The 18,080-nt window shown below is 65.8% G+C and carries 11 protein-coding genes; 5 read left to right on the top strand and 6 right to left on the bottom strand.

Annotated features, from left to right (window positions below; all coding sequences use genetic code 11):
- Positions 1–3: 3 nt before the first annotated feature.
- Entirely contained in the window at positions 4–1,032 is a 1,029-nt protein-coding gene (locus ENE74_RS03135) for a 2-oxoadipate dioxygenase/decarboxylase family protein (protein WP_127689160.1), read from the top strand.
- 21 nt (positions 1,033–1,053) lie between these two features.
- Here the strand turns inward: ENE74_RS03135 and ENE74_RS03130 are convergent, their stop codons facing one another.
- Entirely contained in the window at positions 1,054–2,004 is a 951-nt protein-coding gene (locus tag ENE74_RS03130) for a tetratricopeptide repeat protein (protein ID WP_206517626.1), read from the bottom strand.
- Between the two features lie 138 nt (positions 2,005–2,142).
- Here ENE74_RS03130 and ENE74_RS03125 point away from each other — a divergent pair, with 138 nt between their 5' ends.
- Genes ENE74_RS03125 through ENE74_RS03110 form a run of 4 tightly spaced genes read left to right on the top strand, consistent with a single transcriptional unit; the run spans position 2,143 to position 8,358 of the window.
- Positions 2,143–4,686 carry a cyclic nucleotide-binding domain-containing protein gene (locus ENE74_RS03125; protein ID WP_241241795.1) on the top strand — a complete coding sequence of 848 codons (2,544 nt, stop codon included), beginning with the start codon at positions 2,143–2,145 and terminating at the stop codon, positions 4,684–4,686.
- A gap of 1 nt (position 4,687) precedes the next feature.
- Complete coding sequence (locus ENE74_RS03120; protein WP_127689159.1) at positions 4,688–5,563, top strand: hypothetical protein; 876 nt, start codon at positions 4,688–4,690, stop codon at positions 5,561–5,563.
- Between the two features lie 4 nt (positions 5,564–5,567).
- Positions 5,568–7,487 (top strand): FHA domain-containing protein, encoded by a 1,920-nt coding sequence (locus tag ENE74_RS03115; RefSeq protein WP_127689158.1) that lies wholly within the window; start codon positions 5,568–5,570, stop codon positions 7,485–7,487.
- Between the two features lie 22 nt (positions 7,488–7,509).
- The gene (locus tag ENE74_RS03110) at positions 7,510–8,358 is read left to right on the top strand and encodes a phosphodiesterase (RefSeq protein ID WP_127689157.1); all 849 of its coding nucleotides are present in this window, start codon (positions 7,510–7,512) and stop codon (positions 8,356–8,358) included.
- A gap of 40 nt (positions 8,359–8,398) precedes the next feature.
- On the opposite strand, the gene ENE74_RS18130 is transcribed toward ENE74_RS03110, so the two are convergent.
- From ENE74_RS18130 to ENE74_RS03090, 5 genes are all read right to left on the bottom strand, one after another.
- Positions 8,399–8,539, bottom strand: a complete 141-nt coding sequence (locus ENE74_RS18130; protein ID WP_164847360.1) for a hypothetical protein — start codon at positions 8,537–8,539, stop codon at positions 8,399–8,401.
- An 87-nt stretch (positions 8,540–8,626) separates the two neighbouring features.
- Positions 8,627–12,673 (bottom strand): LVIVD repeat-containing protein, encoded by a 4,047-nt coding sequence (locus ENE74_RS03105; RefSeq protein WP_127689156.1) that lies wholly within the window; start codon positions 12,671–12,673, stop codon positions 8,627–8,629.
- Positions 12,673–14,529 carry a hypothetical protein gene (locus ENE74_RS03100; RefSeq protein ID WP_127689155.1) on the bottom strand — a complete coding sequence of 619 codons (1,857 nt, stop codon included), beginning with the start codon at positions 14,527–14,529 and terminating at the stop codon, positions 12,673–12,675. The genes ENE74_RS03105 and ENE74_RS03100 overlap by 1 nt, the downstream gene beginning before the upstream one ends.
- A gap of 3 nt (positions 14,530–14,532) precedes the next feature.
- Positions 14,533–16,497, bottom strand: coding sequence for a heme-binding protein (locus tag ENE74_RS03095; protein ID WP_127689154.1), 1,965 nt, complete (start codon positions 16,495–16,497; stop codon positions 14,533–14,535).
- Positions 16,498–16,609: 112 nt separating this feature from the next.
- A complete protein-coding gene (locus ENE74_RS03090; protein ID WP_127689153.1) occupies positions 16,610–18,070 on the bottom strand; it encodes a multiheme c-type cytochrome in 1,461 nt (486 codons plus the stop codon).
- Between the last annotated feature and the right edge of the window lie 10 nt (positions 18,071–18,080).

Here is an 18,080-nt window from a genome sequence, read left to right as displayed (position 1 = left end):
CGCATGACGATCCCATCCGATACGCTGACACAGCTTGTGACGGCCGTTCTTGGTGCCGAAGCGGCCAGCGCCGCTTTGACGCTGCTCGCACTGCCCGATCTGCCGGACGCTGACGCCGCGATGGTCAGCCGCGCCCATGGCGCGGTGGCCATGACAGTCGCGCTGCATCATCGCCTGCTGGAGCGTGTGCCGACCGCCGCTGCTTATGCCGCCGACTGCCGCGCCGCGGGCCGCCGCATCCTGCTCGATCATGGCGCGTTGCGCACCGTCATCCTGCCCGATGCCGCACCGACCGGTGCCATTCCGGGCGGTGCCGCGGCTTTTGCGCGCATTCTGGAGCCGCTCGGCTATGTTCGCGCGGACATCTATCCGCTCGATCGCTTGCGGATGACCGGCTACGCCTGGTGCCATCGGGACTTGCCGGACAGCATCGCCCAGTTCTTCGTCAGCGAATTGCATGTCGATCGCTTTGACGCCGGTTTCGCCGCTGCCGCGACGCGGATTTTCGGCACCACGCGCGATCCGCTGACGCCGGAGGCCCAGGAGGCGCTCGCAGGCTTCGCGGCCAATGGCCGTGTGCCGCTGGCGCTGGCGCTCGCCGCCCTGCCCTCGCTGGTCGCGGCGTTCGACCGGCATCATGCCCTGCCTGCCCTGGCCGATTACGAGACGCTGAAGGCCGCGAGTGCCGAAGCGGCGTGGATCGCGACGGAAGGCAATGCCTTCAACCACGGCACCGACCGGGTGGATGATGTCGAGGCTGTCGCCGCTGCGCAGCGTGCGGCCGGGCGCGCGATGAAGGACCGTATCGAAGTGTCGGGCAGCGGCCGGGTGCGCCAGACGGCCTATCGAGCCGACTGGGTGGAGCGGGCGTTCCTTGGCGTGGATGGCGCGGCGGTGACGCTCACCGTTCCGGGTTCCTTCTACGAGTTCATCGACCGCGCAGTCGATCCGGCCAGCGGCCTGCTCGACCTGAAGTTCGACAGCGGCAACGCGCAGGGCATTTTCAAGATGACGGCCTCGCTCGACGCCTAGGCAGCGTAAGACGCTGGCGCGTCAGATGCCCGGCACGTCCAGCAGGCGCGCTTCGTTCCGTATCCGCGCCGCCTGTGCCGGATTGGCGGCGACCGCCTGGCGATAGGCCTGCGTCGCACGGGCGCTCTGCCCCAGCGTCATCCGGCTGCGGATCAGCATGATCCAGCCGTCGATGTTGGCGGGATTGGCTTTCAGCTTCCCTTCCAGACTGGCGATCATGCCGTCGATCATCTGGTCCTGCTGACCCTTGGGCAGGGCGGCGGCGGCCTGCATCTGGCTGCGCGTCGGGCCGGGGATGGCGGCCGTCGCCACCGGCGCGATCGCCGGGTGCGGCGTGGCGGACCGTGCCTGCGCCAGCCGCGCCGTCACGTCGATCTTGTGAATGCGCCCCACCTGCTCGATCGTGCGGCGCAGGTCCTTTTCCCATGGCGCGCCGCTCGGTGTGTCCTTCAATAAGGCGAACCAGTCCTCGATCGCGCCTTTGTGATCGCCCTTGAGATCGCGGGCGACGGCAAGGAAATAGCGCGCACGGGGATCCTTTGCGTCGATGGCGATCGCCTTTCCAAAGGCATCGGCGGCCTGCGGCGGCATCGGGTCCTTCTCGCTCGCCATCACCAGCGCCTCGCCGTAGGACGACCAGAAGGTCGCATTGCCCGGCATCAGCGCCGTTGCACGCTTGTACGCGCGCGCGGCATCGGCATAGCGATTGCCTTCGAAATAGGCCCAGCCCAGCATCTGCCAGCCTTCGGCATCGCCCGGATTGGCACCGACACGGTTCTGGAGCTGCTGGATCAGCGCCGCGGGATCGGCCGGGGCCTGTACCGGCAGCGGTGCCGAAGCGGCGTCCTGCGGTGCGGGCGCGCCGGTCTTGTCGCGCAGGACAGCATAGCCGACCGACAGCAGCGCAATGGCCGCAGCGCCGCCCAGCAGCATCCTGCCGCCGCCACCTGCCTTTTTCGCCGCGTCCGCCATGCAAATGCCCCTCGTCGTCAACTCCACCCTAGCGCGCCGCGAAGGAAATGGTAGAGTGCACCCTACGGTTCGCACCCGTATGACGCACGACCGGGGGGGCACAAGCCGGCGCGTCACCATAAGTCATGGGGGAAAACTGTGAGTGATCGCGTGCGTATCGCTATCGTCGGCTCCGGGCCGGCGGGCCTGAGCGCCGCCGCGCGCGCGGCGGCCCTGGGCCTTTCGCATGTGCTGCTCGAAAAGACCGATCATCTTTCCGACACCATCTACAAATATCAAAAGGGCAAGCATGTGATGGCGACGCCCAGCCAGCTCGTGCTGCGATCCGACTTCGCGTTCGACGCGGGCAAGCGCGAGGCGATCCTGGGCACCTGGAACGATCAGGCCGCGGCGCAGGGTGTGAACGTCGCCTACAAAAGCGAAGTCAAGGCGATCGAAGGCACCGGCGAGGCGATCCCCGGCAGCGTCCAGAAGATCGTTGTGCGCAATCGGGACGGCAGCAGCGAAACGCGCGAGAAGCAACGGTTCGCGCCCCCCTATCGGATCACCCTGACCAACGGGCAGGCGATCATTGCCGATTCGGTGATCCTTGCCATCGGGACGCAGGGCAATCCCAATCTGCTGCGCTGTCCGGGCGGGGACCTGCCGCATGTGCAATATCAGCTCGACGATCCGGCTGAATATAATGACGAGCATATCTTCGTCATCGGGGGCGGCGATGCGGGTATCGAGAACGCGCTGGGGCTGGCGGCCGACGAAGCGCAGGGCAACATCGTCAGCCTCATTAATCGTGGTGCGGAGTTTTCGACTGCCAAGGGTGCCAATGTGCAGGCGCTGCTGGCGGCAGGCGCGGCGGGGCGCGTCGCCATCCTGACCGAAAGCTCGCCGGCGAAGGTGGAGCCGGGTTTCATCACCGTGGACACGCGGGACGGCGAAGTGCGGCTGCCCTGCGACCGAATCATCGCCCGGATGGGGTCCGCCCCGCCGCGCGGGTTCGTCGAAGAGTGCGGCATAGAGTTTACCAGCGGCGACCGTCTCGCCTTCCCGAAGCTCTCCCCGGTGTTCGAGACCACGGCGCCCGGCATTTTCGTGATCGGCGCGCTGGCGGGCTATCCGCTCATCAAGCATTGCATGAATCAGGGCCATGATGTTGTCGAGTTCATCAACGGCAATACGTCGCTCAAGCCCGCGGACGAACCGATCCTCGCCGCCAAGTTCAAGGACCTGCCGGGACAGCGCAGTGTCGACGAATGGCTGGAGTTCCTGCGCACCAACATTTCGATCCTGGAGGGGCTCTCCCCGCTCCAGATGCGCGAGTTCATGCTCGACAGCGAAGCGCGCGCCTATCGCCAGGGCGATGTGATCTTCGAGCGCAACGATCCCGGATCGTCGCTGTTCGCGATCGCGCAGGGACAGGCGCTTGTCGAAGTGCGCAGCGATGCCCCGTCGATCAGCGTGCCTATCGAAAGCGGGTCGATCTTCGGCGAAGTCGGCCTGATATCGGGGCGACGGCGAGGCGCGACGGTGCGCGCAGGCGCCGACTCGATCATGGTGGAGGTGTCGCGTACCGCCGCGCTCAAGCTCATGTCGTCGGTCCCCGCGGCCAAGCGCGCGGTCACGCGGATTTCGACCGAACGGCAACTGCTCCAGATGTTCGGCGCGGGCCTGACCCCGGCCGACCTTGCAGACGTGCTGGACACTGCCGAGATCCTGACGGTCAAGGCCGGTGAGTTCATCATCCGCGAAGGCGAGGAAGGCGACGATATCTTTGTCATCCGCGTCGGCTCCATGATCGTCGAGAAGATCGTCGGCGGAAAGCCGGTGTTCCTCTCTTACCTGCCCGCAGGCAGCTATGTCGGGGAAATGGCGCTGATTGCGGGCGGGCGGCGCACCGCCAGCGTCAAGGCGACCGTCAAGTCCGAAGTCATCCGGCTGAAGGGCGAAGCGTTCCGCGCGCTGATGGACGCAAAACCCGCGCTGCTCGAACGCGCGCGGCGCGACATGGCCGCGCGGCAGGACATCAACGCCTTCGTCGAAAGCCGCAAGGACAGCTTTTCCACGGTGGTCGACATGTATTCGCAGACCGCCAAGTTCCTGGTCGACAACGGGATCGGCGAGGCGACCGACGTGCTGCTGATCGACGAGCATCTCTGCGTAGGCTGCGACAATTGCGAAAAGGCCTGCGCCGACAGCCATGAAGGCCTGTCCCGGCTCGATCGCGAGGCGGGCAAGACCTACGCCCATCTGCATGTGCCGACGAGCTGCCGCCATTGCGAGCATCCGCACTGCATGGCCGATTGCCCGCCCAACGCCATCCATCGCGGGCCGGATGGCGAAGTGTTCATCGACGATAGCTGCATCGGTTGCGGCAATTGCCAGCGCAACTGCCCTTATGGCGTGATCCGTATGGACAGCGTGCCGCCCAAGAAGCCCGGCCTGTTGAGCTGGATGCTGTTCGGTTCCGGGCCGGGACCGGGCGAGCCGTCCAAGACATGGCGCTACAAAAATGCCGAACCGGGCGTCGAAAAGCCCAAGAAGGCCATCAAATGCGACATGTGTTCGGGGATAGAAGGCGGCCCCGCCTGTGTCCGCGCCTGTCCCACGGGTGCGGCCATCCGCGTGTCGCCGGAGGATTTCCTGGGGATAGCGCGCCTCGAACGCATCACCGGGGAGGGGCGCTGACATGGCGACACGCGCCGCCCCCTCCCGCCGTGCCAAGGGCGACAGCCGACATGAAGGGTTCCTCCAGCATGCCGGTTTCCGCTGGCTGAAGATCGCGACGGTCCTCTGCCTGGTCATCATCGCCAGCTATGTGATGATCGACGTGACGCCCCGGCACAATGGCGGAAGCTGGTATGGCTACACGCTCGGCACGATCGGCGTTCTGCTCATCCTGTGGCTGACGGCGCTCGGCCTGCGCAAGCGGACGATGACGACCGGCCGCTGGTCGCTGAAGGCTTGGACATCGGCCCATGTCTATCTGGGCCTCAGCCTGATCGTCATCGGCACCCTGCACACGGGATTCCAGCTGGGGTGGAACGTCCATACGCTCGCCTGGGCGCTGATGATGCTGGTGATCGTCTCGGGGCTGTTCGGGATCGGCGTCTATGCCGCGGTGCCTGCTGCGCTCAGCGACAATCGCGACGAAATGACGCAGGGGCAGATGCTGGACGCCATCCGCGCGATCGACCGGCAGTTGCATGATGCCGCGCAGCCATTGCCGCACGATCAGGCCGATCTGGTCCGTCGGTCGCTCGATCAGGACCCTTTCAGCGGCGGCCTTTTGCGGCGTCTGTCGGGCAATTACCCGCAGTGCGCGACGGCGCAGGCGCAGGCGGCGTTGCGCGCCTGGACGGGGTCGCGGCCCGACACCGGCAATGATCCGCTGGAGCGGATCGACGGGCTGCTCGAACGCAAGCAGGCGATGCTCTCGCGGTTGCGCAAGCATCTGCGCCTCAAGGCGCTGCTCGAAATCTGGCTCTACGTCCATGTGCCTGCCACCTTCGCCCTGATCGCGGCGCTGGTGGCGCACATCGTCAGCGTCTTTTTCTACTGGTGATGGCATGAGCTTCCTTATCCGCCAGATCAGCCACACCGCCGACGGGCGGGAAATCGTGCGGACCGCGACACTCGCGAAGCCGCAGCTTTCCGTCGGCCGCGCGGCGGGCAGCGACATCCATTTGCCCGACCTGTCGGTCACCCCCGATCATGCCCGGATAGAGCAGATCGACGGACGGCGCGTCACCGTGCGGGCCACGGGCACATTGGGCTTCAGTGTGGACGGACGCACCGTCACACGGGCGGATATCGACGCGGTCGAAGGCGCCGAATTGCGGTTCGGCGGGCATCGCATCACCGTGTCGCATGGTGCAGGTGACGAGATCATCCTTTCCGTCCAGCGCGTCGATGCGCTGTCGGACGCCAGCGAGGACAAGGACGAGGCGCGGGTCTTTTCGCTCGGCGGGCTGCTGCCCGGGCGGCGCGCGATGGCCTGGTCGCTGGCGCTTTCGATTCTGGTCGGCTTCCTGCTGGTGCCGATCATCAGCTATGCGACGCGCCCTGCCGCCGACATGCGCAACATCTATACCGTAAAGGGCGAACGGCAGGCGCAGATGCAGAAGGCGGCGCTGGCGAAGGGCGACGGCGTGGTGGGTGACGCATCCTGGTCTTCTGGCCCGTTGAGCCGCGCCCATCATGCGCTGGAAGGGCAATGCGAAAGCTGCCACGTCAAGGCGTTCGTCGCGGTGCAGGACAGCGCCTGCCAGACGTGCCACAGCCCCGCGGAGGTGCACGACCATGCGCCTGCCGCGCGGATCGCGATGGCGCGCGAAGCGCCGGGGCTGGGCGGGCGCATCCTGGCGGGCTTTGCATCCGCCTTCGGCAGGCCGCCCGCCGGTGCCTGTGTCGATTGCCACAGCGAACATGAAGGCGCAGGCCCGATGCAGCCGACCGCGCAGCAGTTCTGCACCGACTGCCACGCCAGCCTCGACAGCCGACTGAAGGACACGAAGCTAGGCAATGCGGGCGACTTCGGCACGGCCCATCCCCAGTTCAAGGCCGCCGTACTGACGCAGGCCCCCGTGGCCGGGATGCCGCATCCCGCGTTCACCCGCATTTCGCTCGACCGGAAGCCGACCAGCGACGGGGGCCTCAAGTTCCCGCATGACGTGCATCTGAAGAAGACCGGCGGTGTCGCCCGTATGGCGCGGACCCTGCGCGCCGAACAAGGCTATGGCGACGCGCTGGCCTGCAAGGATTGCCATCGGCCCACCGCCGATGGCGTGCGCTTCCTGCCGGTCGATATGGAGCAGGATTGCCAGTCCTGCCACAGCCTTGGTTTTGAGAGCATCGGCGGCACCGTGCGGACCTTGCGCCATGGCGAACCGGCACAGGTGATCGCCGACCTGCGCGCTTATTATCGCTCGACCGGGCCGGTACGCCCGATTGCGCTGGGCGGCATGGCGCGGCGCCTTCCGGGCGATTATGCCGCCGGGCGCACCGCGGCGACCTATATGCAGGCTGCGCGTACCCGCCCGGCCGATGCCGAAGCGGCGATCCGCGCGGTCTTTTCGAAGGGCGGTGCTTGCTATGACTGCCATGTCGTCACGCCGCCGGGCGTCGCGGGCAAGGCAGGGTGGCAGATCGCCCCGGTCGAACAGCCCATGCGCTATTTCGTCAACGGCTGGTTCGATCATGCCGCGCATCGCACCGAGACCTGCGAGAGTTGCCACGCTGCGCCGCGTTCCGCCAAGGCCAGCGATCTGCTGCTGCCGGGCGTCAACAGTTGCCGGGAATGCCATGGCGGCGAAAAGGCGAAGGCCGATGTGCCCTCCGCCTGTGCTCTATGTCACAGCTATCATGCCGGTGACGGCGCACCCTGGGTTCCGGCTGGCACGATTCGGGACAAGACGGTCAACAAGGTCATTGCGCTGTCGGGCGCTTCTGTCGGCGAGGCATCGGTGGGCATGCGACGCAACAGATAAGGACGAGAGGGGAGCGCGTCCGATGCTGATCGCACAGATCACGGACATTCATCTGGGGTTCGAGCCGGACAATCCGGCCGAGTTCAACCGCAAGCGCCTCGATCAGGCGCTGGGATGTCTGATCGGCGGGCCCAATCGCCCCGATATTCTGCTCGCCACCGGCGATCTGGTCGATCGCGGTGACGTCGACAGCTACCGCCGCCTTGCCAATGCGTTCAGCCAATGCCCCTTTCCCGTCTATCCCTGCATGGGCAATCATGATGATCGTGCGAGCTTCTCTGCCATTTTCCCGCATATCCCGGTCGTCGACGGGTTCGTGCAATATGTCGTGCCACTGGACGGCCTGCGCCTGATCGTCATCGACACGCTGGAACCCGATCGCCATGGCGGCGCGTTCTGCGACATCCGTGCGGCCTGGCTGCGCGCCCGGCTCGAAGAGGCACCGGCGACGCCGACGATCATCGTCATGCATCATCCGCCGGTCGAAGTGGGTATCGCATGGATGAACACGCATCCCGAAGAACCGTGGGTGCAGCGGTTCGCCGCTGCCATCGCGGGCCATGCCCAGGTCGAGGCGCTGATCTGCGGCCATCTTCATCGCGCGATCGTGGCACCGTGGAAGGGGACGACCATCGCCATCTGCCCGTCGACGGCGCCGCAGGTGTCGCTCGACCTGTCGCCGATCGACCCCGAAGCGCCGGACAACCGCCCGATGATTATCGCCGATCCCCCGGCCTTTGCGATTCACCGGTGGGGTGAACATGGGCTTGTCAGCCATTTCGAGACAGCGGACGAGCATGTGATGCTGGCGAAGTTCGATAGCGGCATGCAGCCGCTGGTGCGGGCGCTGATCGGCGAACGGCCGGTCTAGTTTTGCGACGGCGCTGTGGGATAGGAGCGAGAAGACTCCGTTATGACTGGTGCGACCGGAAATGGGCGGCAAGCTGCGCCCATGCTTCCGCCCGCTGCCTGCGGATGTCGCGTGCCTGACGGCGGATCATGATACGTTCGTCGATTGTCTGGCGGTCGCGCAGCGGGCTGGGGAATGACATGGCGGGTTAACGACCGATCGCGCATTAGGCTGCATCGGTCACGGCGACTAAGCGGCATAATGCGACGAGCCGTGTTCCGACCGGCGATCAGTGTGCCGCGGCGGGGCTTTTGAGCGGCGGGCGCCAGGCGCGCATGTCGACGGTATCGCTCACCTTATAGGGTATCCCTCTGGGCGAGAGGAACAGCCGTTCCATTTCCGATCGCGTGAAGGGCCGGGAGCCGAGGCGGCCGAACACCGCCATCTGCCCGCCGGTTTCGTCCACCGCACGATCGCGGTCCAGCCCCTTGGATAGCGCCAGCGCAGGCGAGGGGGTGCGCGCCCAGGCGATCAGTTCGGGCTTAGGCGCAGGCGAGAAACCGTAGAAATTGGGCTGGCTTTCGGGGCTGGTCAATTGAATGACCTTGAGACCGTTGCGGCCGTCCGCGACATAGGCGAAAAGCGATGCATTGGTGGTGCCGACGATGACATCCTCGACATCGGTCATCGCCCCGCCGAACGTCTCCTTCGCATAGATCGTCGGGCGCAGCGGATTGGTGATGTTGACGATCACCAGCCCCTCCGCCTTCGCCGCGACATAGGCATAGGTGCGCGCCAGGTAGATGCGGCGCGCATCGGCCAGCGGCACAGTGGCGGTCGGCACCGCGACCGGATTGCGCAAATCGGTGACATCGAACAGTTTCAGGCCGTCCGCATCCGTGACCCACAGATAACGGAACTGGATGGCGCTCGCCCGCGCATCCCGCAGCGGCCGCACGGCGGCCAGCCGGGGTTTCAGCGGATCGGCCAGATCGACCACGACCAGCCCCGCATCCGCCGCGATATAGGCGATTTCCCCTGCCAGATGGATGTGTCGCGCGCCTTTCAGCACATTGTCGGGGTTCCAGGTGACGGCGCGCTTGAGGAAATTGTTGCGGAACTCGCCGTCGGCCATCGTCTCGACATTGACCATGATGAGGCCCTCTACGCTGTCGGTTACCGCCGCATAGGAATAGATCGGCAGGAACGGCTGTTCCTGATTGATCTTGCGCAGTTCGGGCGTGCTGCGCGTCGGCGCGATCGGCTGATTGGTGGGCAGCGCCATGCAGGTGGCGTTGGTGGTCTTCACCCGCGTGTTGTGCCCCAGTTTCGAGAAGGGCGCGCTGATGATCCGCTCGGAAAAGCCCTTGTTGCCGATCGAGGCGACATCATAGACGTGGAAGCCGCCCTTACCCTCCGCCACGAACATATATTCGCCGCGCAGTTGCAGGCAGCCGACCCGGTCGGCCGTGCCCTGCACGACATTGGCGAACTCCTCGATCGCCTGTGTTTCGCCCGATGCCTTGCCGTCGAAGAACTTGCCGCGCGTCCAGTTTTTCAGCTCGCGCTTGTTGTCCTCGACATGCATGCGCCAATAGTCGGGATAGGCATATTTCTGGAGATAGCTGCCGATCACGGCTTGAGGCTCGTCCCATTCGGTGATGCGGATCGCCTCGAACCCGCCTTCAAGGCCGGTCCAGGCGTTCAGGCCGACAAAGTTCACGAAATTGGTGCCAAGCAGCATCAACTGCGCCATGATCGCGTTGTTGTCGTCCTTGTCGGACAGGTGGCAATCCGAGCAGGTCTTGGTTTCAGTCGTGCGGACCGTATGCGGAAAATGCGGCGCGAACGCCTGGCTGGAAAAGCCGATGCCGGAAATCGGCGGCTGCTGGATGTAGATGCGCTCGCGGTTCAAATTGGTGGAGGACAGCACCAGCGCGCTGGTCGAGCGGACCGGCGTGATCTGGTTGCCCTTCGTCGTCATGTGGCGGCCAAGCTGGAACATCTCGTCGCGCGCGACCTGCGGGTTGTAGGTCGCGAAGTTGCGCGTTTCCTCGCCTTCGAAATGCTGGACCTTGGTTTTCCAGTTGGCTTCGATCGGCAGGTGACAGCCGCCGCAGCTCGTCGTCCAGCTCAAATGACAGGTGAAGCAGGCCATCTTGTCGTCGCCATGCGCCCGATCCCCTTGGGCGACACCCGGACCGAAGGCATAGTCGCCGCCTTCATAGCCCGCTTTGCTCATCAGCTTGGCGCGCGCCGCCCGGCCATTGAAATGCGGGCTGGTGGCGTCGACCGAATCCTTGACGAGGCTGACTTCCCATTCGAGCTTGGGATCGACGATCGACCGCTGGATCAGCGTCCGCCTGCCGCTGGCGTCGTAGAACAATTCGAACCGCCGCTTGCCATCCGGGTTGCGCAGCAGCGCCAGGTTGGTGCCCTTGGGCGGCGCGGCGGGGCCAGATGTCAGCAGCGTCGGATAGGCATCCGCCGTGCCATGGCAATCCTTGCACCCGATTTCGATGGCATTGGCGACTTCGCCATAGATGAAGCCGTTGCCGTGGCTGTCCTGGCCGAAATGGCAATCGGCGCATTGCAGGCCCTTTTCAGCGTGGATGTCCATCATGTGCACGGTCTTGCCGGGGTTGGTGCCCGGCTGCACGAACTTGCCCTCACCCTTCTTGCGCCACTTTTCGGGATCGTCGTTGGCGACGATCTTGCCGTCCTTGTCGAGGAGATTGCCTTCGCGATCCCGCTTGAAGATGCCCCGGAAGTTCCAGCCATGGCCATGATAATCGGCGAACTGCGTGTCCTTCGCCTTCTCGTTCAGGTCATAGACGTTGCGCAGGAAATCGATGTCGGACCAGTTGCCCTTGGGCGCGGCACCTTCGGGGTTGCGGTCGAGCGTGGCGTGGACTTCCGCCGCGGTCGGATATTTCTGCTTCTTGGGCCACATCAGGGGTGCGTCGGACTCATAGTCCCACATGGTGTAGCCCAGATAGCTGTTCAGGAAGATATTGGGCTGATGCATGTGGCAATTCATGCACTGCGCCGTCGGAATGGCCCGCGTGAAGGCATGTTTGATCGGGTGGCCGCTTTCCTTGGCGGCGGCGACAGGATGTTCGGGCGTTGCGGCATCATGTCCCGGCTCGACTGCTTCGCCGTGCTTGCCTTTCAGACCGCCATGCCCGGTTTCGGCATGCTGCACCTTGGCGGCGATCGTCGGGTCGATCGTCGCGCTTTGCCCGTCGCGGCCATATTGGGCGTAGATCAGGCTGTGGCGCGGTTCGCGGTCGTTGGCATAGACGACATGGCAGCCCGAACAGCCCGAATGGCGATAGTCGCCCGGCTGGTCGTTGGTGCCCATGAACCACATGAAGGGATCGTTCAGGCGGGTCTTGTGAATGTTGAGCACGGGGATGGCGACGCGCAGGCCGGTGCCGGGGCCACGGCTCGACTGCTTGAGGTCGGGACGGCCTGGTTCCTCCAGCCGCTGGATCGATCCGGTGGGGTTGGGCAGGCCGATTTCGGCGAACTGCGTCTGGATGTTGCGCCCGCCCCGCTCGAACACGCGGAACACGTCACCGGGCGGAATGACATGCCAGGTCGGCAACGGATAGAGCTCGGCCAGCGCGCCGCGCGCCTTTTCCGCTTCGGTCAATGTGCCGGGCGGATTGCCGGGCGTGACGATCTTCGCCGGTTCGCCTTCGCGGGTGTAAGCCTCGCCGAAGATGTAATTCTTGAACGGCACGATCCCGTTGTTGTACGCCGCGCCCCCCCACAGCATCGCGCCCGACGCCATGATCGACCGCTCCGCCGCCTCGATCGTCGCCAAGTGGCACGATCCGCAGGCTTCGCGCGCCACGCGATAGTCGGACGGATTGACGAAGCGCACAAACTCGGGCGCTTCGCGATTGAGCAGCGCATAGGTGCGCTTGGGATTGGCGGAGGAGGGATAATGCCAGCTTTCGGGATAGGTCGGCAGGACATGCGCCTTGTCCCGCGCGGCGGCATAATCGGGATGGTCGAAGCCCAGCGCCGGGTCGCCGCGCACCGATGCATTGCCGCCGTGACAATCGGTGCAGCCCAGCATGACGGCGGGGGTGGCATGCATCGAGGGTTCGTCGGTCTGGACATGGCAGCTATAGCAGCCGTCGGATTTGGCCGCGACCTGCGCCGCCGTCTGGCTCATCGGCGCGGGCGGGGCGATCGCATAGACGCGCTTGACCGGCTTTTCCTCGTCGCTCGCCTGCACGATGGCGACGGGCACGAGCAGGGCGGCGAGCAGGAGCGCGAGCCAACCCCGCAGCCGCAGGAGAGAAGGGAGCAAGTCGCGCATCAGTAGCTCAAAATCACATTGGCGAGCACCGAATAATAGTTCCGGTGGCGCTGGCTGTTGTCGAAAAGATCACGAAACCCCTTGCCGGGCAGAAGGGTCGCGGCGGACAGGCGGAACACGATATTCTGTGTCGCCTTGGGCCGCCAGATCGCGGCGGCGGACAGGTCCCAACCGATCGATTTGGGAATGCTGCCCTCGACCCGCAGCGCCTGCAAGGTGGCGGTGTTCTGGAACCACAGATGATTGGCGTTCGCCGACAGGCGCGTGGTAGGCGTCAGGTCGAAATCGGCGCCTGCGCCGACCAGCATCGTGCCGGGGTTGTTGAAATTGGACTGGCCCTGTTCCTTCGAGGATCGCAGCGAATTGAGGATACCGTTGCGTCCGTTGATCGCAATGACGCGCCCGCCGCCTGCGAACGGAATCGTCTGGCGGATCCAGTAGCTCGTGTCGGCCCCGGCGAAGACCGGATTCTCGAAGATCGCGTCGAAGCCGGTTTCGGTATCGTCATAGGGATCCTTGTCGCCGCTGGCATAGAGGCCCGAGAGGCGAAAGCGCATCCAGTCGATATCGTAGCTCAGTTCCCCCGCCGCGAAGAAGGCGCGGATTTCGGCCTTGCGTGAGGTAAAGAAGCTGTTCCGGTCTTCCCCCAGCGCGCCGTAGACCGACGCCGTAAGGTTGAGCCGCCCGATTCGGCCATCGGCATTGTAGCCGAGGTAGACGACATCATAGGCGCGGCCCCGCAAGTCGCCGAGCAGCGCCGGGCGCACCGGAAAGCCGTTGTCGTCGATCTCCACATCGCCCTTTTCGCGGTTCATGTTGTACACTGCCGTGATCTGGCTGGTGAGGCCGGGGATCAGGAAATCCTGCCGATAGACGTTGGCGAGAAAGATGAAATCGTCGCGCGGCCGCTGCACCACGCTGTTGAGGCCGCTGTTGGTATCCTTTTCCAGCCGCCAGAAAGCCGCGAGGTTGAACTGGAACCGGTTGTTGTCGCGATTGCCGAACAGGCGGATGCCAAGCTGCTGATCGTTGAACAGGAAGCCGCGGAAATCCGACTGCATCGGCTGAATGCCGACACGCAGCGAGCGGAAATCATAGCGGTCGGACGTGTTGGCGAGGTGATAGTCGACGAACAGCTCCTGTACACCCAGGAAATGATCGGTGCGGCGGCTGCGCTTCGAGGGTTCCACGAACAGCACGCGCCGTTCAGGCACATCGACATGATTGACGTTGAACGCAAGCGCGACGCGATATTCGATCTCCGGCGGTTTGAATGCCGTCGATCCCTTCACCAGCGACGCACCCAGGATGACGGTCTGCGAAAACACGAAGCTCGCATCCTTGCCGAACACGTCGAGACTGCCGGGCCGCTCGGTTGTCTGCACACCCACGGGGATCGGGAAGGTGCGCGGTTCCAGCACCGTATCGCTGACGGCGCTGGCAACGAAGAACCAGTCGTCATGATGGATCGGCAGCCATTTGACCTTGTCCCGATTGATCGGCCGGTCCCCTTTCAGCGTATTCTGATTATAGGGGTCGAACCAGCGTTCCTTGACGACGCCCAGGCTCTCGATCAGCCGCCACCGGTCGGGGACCGGCACCTGATCGACCGGAAAGGCTTCGGGCGGCGGTGCCCGCACCGCGCCGGGGTTGTCCTGCGTTACCCTGTCCGGCAATTCCCGCTCGAAACCGGGGCGGCGGCGGCCGTCGATCAACTGTTCGTCGGCATCGGCCTCCGACTGATGCTCGGGCGCGGCGATGACGTCCTGCCAGTTGTCCGGCGGCGGCGGTACGGGCGGCTGTGCGTCCGCTCCGCTTATCGCCGCGACCAGCGGCAGAAGAGACAGGAGCGCCATCGCCTACAGCCCCCCGCAGGCGTCTTGCGCATTGGTATCGAGGAAGGGCGCGAAGGGACAACCGACATAGCGCAGCCGCACGCTGGCATTGCCAAGCTGCACGACGACCTGATCGGCGCGAATGGCGGCGGGCGCGTTGCCGACGCCGCTCGTCCGCTTGCCGCCGTTGTTGAGACCCAGGAACGATATCATGTCGTCCTGATCGATCCCGTCCCCCGACACGCCGATGCCGCCGATCAGGACATTGCCGCGATAGATGGGGACGGAGCCGGGGAAAATCTGAATACCGTTCTGCAGGCGGTTCTGGTTCGCGGCGGGGGCGGGCAAGGCTGTGCAGCGTTGCGGCGTATCGGTGGGCGACGCGCCGGTGACGAAGCCGAGATGCGCGGCGAGATCACCCAGCACCAGTGCCGATTGCAGCCCGGTGGAGAAGGGGTTGAACTGCGCGATCGGGCGGGAAAAGGGGCCGTTGGGCCGACCGACTTCGCCATCGGGGAAATAGGGGCGGGAAATCAGGCCATGGGCGCGGTCGGTATAGGCGGTCTTGCCGGTCAGCGCGCTCTGATCGTTGAAAAACGCGCGGGCCTTGCCCACAAATGCCCGCACGTCCGCGCTCGGATTGGCGAGCAGTTCATCGCCTGCGCGTGCGAACGAAAAGAAGGCGGCGGTGCGGGCCTTTTGCAGCGAGACGTCCGTGCCGAAGATTGGCGCGTCGGGCGAGCGGACGATACCCAGCGCCTGCCCGCGTGTGTCGACGACCGAGATGGTCACCTGCGCCCGGCTGTCGAGCGGCTGCCGGATCTGCGCACGGGCGCGGCTCATGACGGTAAAGGCTTCCTCCAGGATCGCCGTTACTTCGGCGGCGGTGAGGGGCTGGGCGACATCGGCGGCGTCGGTCGCGGCGCGGATCGGGAAGCGGTTGTTGCCCGCGCCGTCGGTCAGCACAAAGGCGTCACGATTCGAAAACTCCGCGCTGCGTGACGCGCGGATGCCCGAGGCTTCGCTGCCATAAGGCGTACCCGCCAGTATCGCCGGGGCCGGATCGCCATAATAGCCGCGCACCGCGACAAGGCTGCCGAGCGCGGGGTTGGTCGCGGCAAAGCTGGGCGAACCGGTCGCGATCAGACCCGCATAGGTGGCGTCTGCATAGCGCAGCAGCGTGCCGTCCACCGAAATGCGGTTGGCGCGGATGCTTTCGGGCGCTTCGAACCCCACCGTTCCGGCGAGCGCGATATACTCTTCCGGGTCATTGTCATCGTCGAGAATGTTGGGATCGAAGCCATAGACGCCATCGGCCATCACCCCGATGCCGCCGACGACCACGCCGTTCTTGTAGAGCGGGAAGCCACCTGCGTCGGCGGCCAGGCCCAGCGGCGACCGCTTCGGCCCGATCAGCGCGCCGGTGCCCGAGGAGGCATAACGCGCGGCAAGGTCCGAGCAGGGCAACTGGCTGAACTGCACCCCGAACAGCGGCCCGCTTTCCAGGCCGACCGTCGTCGGCGCTGGCGGGAAATGCGGCTGGACGATCTGGCTCGCCGTGCGCGTGGAAAAGGCGTTGCCGCCGCTGGAAAGATAGGCGCCGGTGATCGCCTTGGCGATGGCCCCGGCCGCGGCGGGCACGGTCAGGTTCTGCGCGTCGATATTCTGGCCATCCGGTGCCGCGCTGGTGGTGGCCGTGGTCCGCGCGCCGGTCATGGCGAAGATGGCAAGCACGTTGCCCACCCGGTCGGTCACGGCGATGACGGCGGGCAGGTTGCGGGCGCGCGCTTCCGCAGCGGCGCGGGCGACCACTGTCTCGACATCGGCGACGGTCAGCGCCTCGGGCGCGGGCACGGCATAGAGACCGGCGGGTGTCGGTGTCGGCGTGGGGGAGGGCGTGGGTGCTGGCGTCGGCGTCGACGATCCCCCGCCGCCGCACGACGAGAGAACCAGCGACGCACCGGCCAGAAATGCGGAAAGACGCTTCATGTCGGTCTGTTCTCCTGCGAAAGCAGGAGCCCAGAGTCCACAACGCGCAGGCTGTATTTCGGCGCTCTGGGTTCCTGCGTCCGCAGGAACATGGCCTTGGTCATGACAGGCTTCACCGCAACGCCCCGATGCCGCGCGCCGCGCTGCCCAGTGCCATGCGGAAATCGCCGGGGCGGAAGCTGTTGGGTTCGCGTACGGCGGCATAGGCGCGGTTGATGTCGGCGCGGATGCCCGCCGCCGCGCCGACCGTCACCCGGCCCGATTTGACCAGCGCATTGAGCAGCGTGTCCAGCCCCATGACGGCCTGGACCGACCCTTCATAATCGGTGAAGCGCGGCGCGATGGCCTGGCCAGCGATCCGCTCGACGATGGCAAAGGCCATGTCGCCCCCCGGCGGCGCGCTGGCGAACTGCGCGGCGAGGGCGGCGGCGCTGGCCGCGAGACGTCGGGCCGCCGCGACGCTGCTCGCGCGATCCCGGCCCATGGCGGCATGAAATGCGCGGCTGTCGCTTTCGAACCGGGCAGCAAGGGCAGGGGCCGCGACCTGCGCGGCGGCAGACAGCATGATGATGTTCTCGTCATTATAGGGCGGCATGCCCGGCGGGATGGGGCGGCCGGGGTTGGCTTCCCAGCTTTTGACGCGGCTGTCCTGATCGTAGATGCGGCGGTGGCAGCTATGGCAATCGAGGAAGTAAAACTCCGGGAACACGCCTTCGGTGCCGCGCGCCCCGGCGTAGAGCGAGAGCGAGCGTTCCAGCGCCAGCGCCTGCCCTACCGCCCACAGGCGGAGGCTGTCGGGTCGCCCCTTGCGGCTGACATAATCGGCATCCTCGTCATGATGCGCCTGAAGCGTGGAAAACAGGTCCAGCTCGAAGGCGATGCGGGGATGGCCCGCCGCCATGATCCGGTGCGTGACGAACTGGCCGGGCCGGTCGCTGCCGAAATGGCAGTCGAGGCAGACGGCGGCGCGGGCGGCGGGCCGGTCGAGCGGGACCAGGCCATTGGAGACATTGGTCGCATGGCTCGCGCCGACGGCGTAATGCGAGGCGATCCAGCCGCCCGCCGGGCCATGGCATGCCTCGCATCCCACGCCGTCCTGCGTCAAAAAGCGGTCGCCGCGCGGACCCGATGTCGGGGTTGCGTGACAGCCGAGGCATTCGGTGGCAGCGGTCGGATCGCCGATGCCGAGCGTCGCCGCGATCTGGCGGCTGCGCGCGCCACCCAGCACCGCGAAGGCGCGGCTGTGCGCGCCGCCCTGCGTGGACGGTTCCTGCCAGCGTTGCAACTCGTCCTGCCGCACCACCTTGCCATCGGCTTCCATCCGTCCGTGGCAGGTCGTGCCGGCGCAGGACGCGACACCGGTGAAGGTGCCGCGCGTGGCCGTCGCCGCCGGTTTGCGGTCCAACGAAGTTGCGGATGTTGCGGCGTTCAACACCGCAGAAAACAGCGATTTCTGCCCGGCGCTGTTGGAAAGCCCGGCAATCGGGATCACCGTCAGCAACGCAAGTGCGGCCAGCAGCAGACCTGCCGCTACAGCCGCCCTGATGCGGATGCTTCTGCCCCGAAAACCCATCTGTACGCCC

The organism is Sphingobium algorifonticola (assembly GCF_004005485.1).
Lineage (GTDB): Bacteria > Pseudomonadota > Alphaproteobacteria > Sphingomonadales > Sphingomonadaceae > Sphingobium > Sphingobium algorifonticola.
The sequence above is the reverse complement of the archived record's forward strand: the minus strand, read 5'-3'. Positions and strand labels throughout refer to the sequence as shown.

Excerpts from the sequence above, each read along its gene's own strand:
- ENE74_RS03095 (WP_127689154.1), bottom strand. The coding sequence starts at position 16,497 with ATGAAGCGTCTTTCCGCATTTCTGGCCGGTGCGTCGCTGGTTCTCTCG.
- ENE74_RS03135 (WP_127689160.1), top strand. The coding sequence starts at position 4 with ATGACGATCCCATCCGATACGCTGACACAGCTTGTGACGGCCGTTCTT.
- ENE74_RS18130 (WP_164847360.1), bottom strand. The coding sequence starts at position 8,539 with ATGTCATTCCCCAGCCCGCTGCGCGACCGCCAGACAATCGACGAACGT.
- ENE74_RS03110 (WP_127689157.1), top strand. The coding sequence starts at position 7,510 with ATGCTGATCGCACAGATCACGGACATTCATCTGGGGTTCGAGCCGGAC.
- ENE74_RS03120 (WP_127689159.1), top strand. The coding sequence starts at position 4,688 with ATGGCGACACGCGCCGCCCCCTCCCGCCGTGCCAAGGGCGACAGCCGA.
- ENE74_RS03115 (WP_127689158.1), top strand. The coding sequence starts at position 5,568 with ATGAGCTTCCTTATCCGCCAGATCAGCCACACCGCCGACGGGCGGGAA.
- ENE74_RS03090 (WP_127689153.1), bottom strand. The coding sequence starts at position 18,070 with ATGGGTTTTCGGGGCAGAAGCATCCGCATCAGGGCGGCTGTAGCGGCA.
- ENE74_RS03105 (WP_127689156.1), bottom strand. The coding sequence starts at position 12,673 with ATGCGCGACTTGCTCCCTTCTCTCCTGCGGCTGCGGGGTTGGCTCGCG.
- ENE74_RS03100 (WP_127689155.1), bottom strand. The coding sequence starts at position 14,529 with ATGGCGCTCCTGTCTCTTCTGCCGCTGGTCGCGGCGATAAGCGGAGCG.
- ENE74_RS03130 (WP_206517626.1), bottom strand. The coding sequence starts at position 2,004 with ATGGCGGACGCGGCGAAAAAGGCAGGTGGCGGCGGCAGGATGCTGCTG.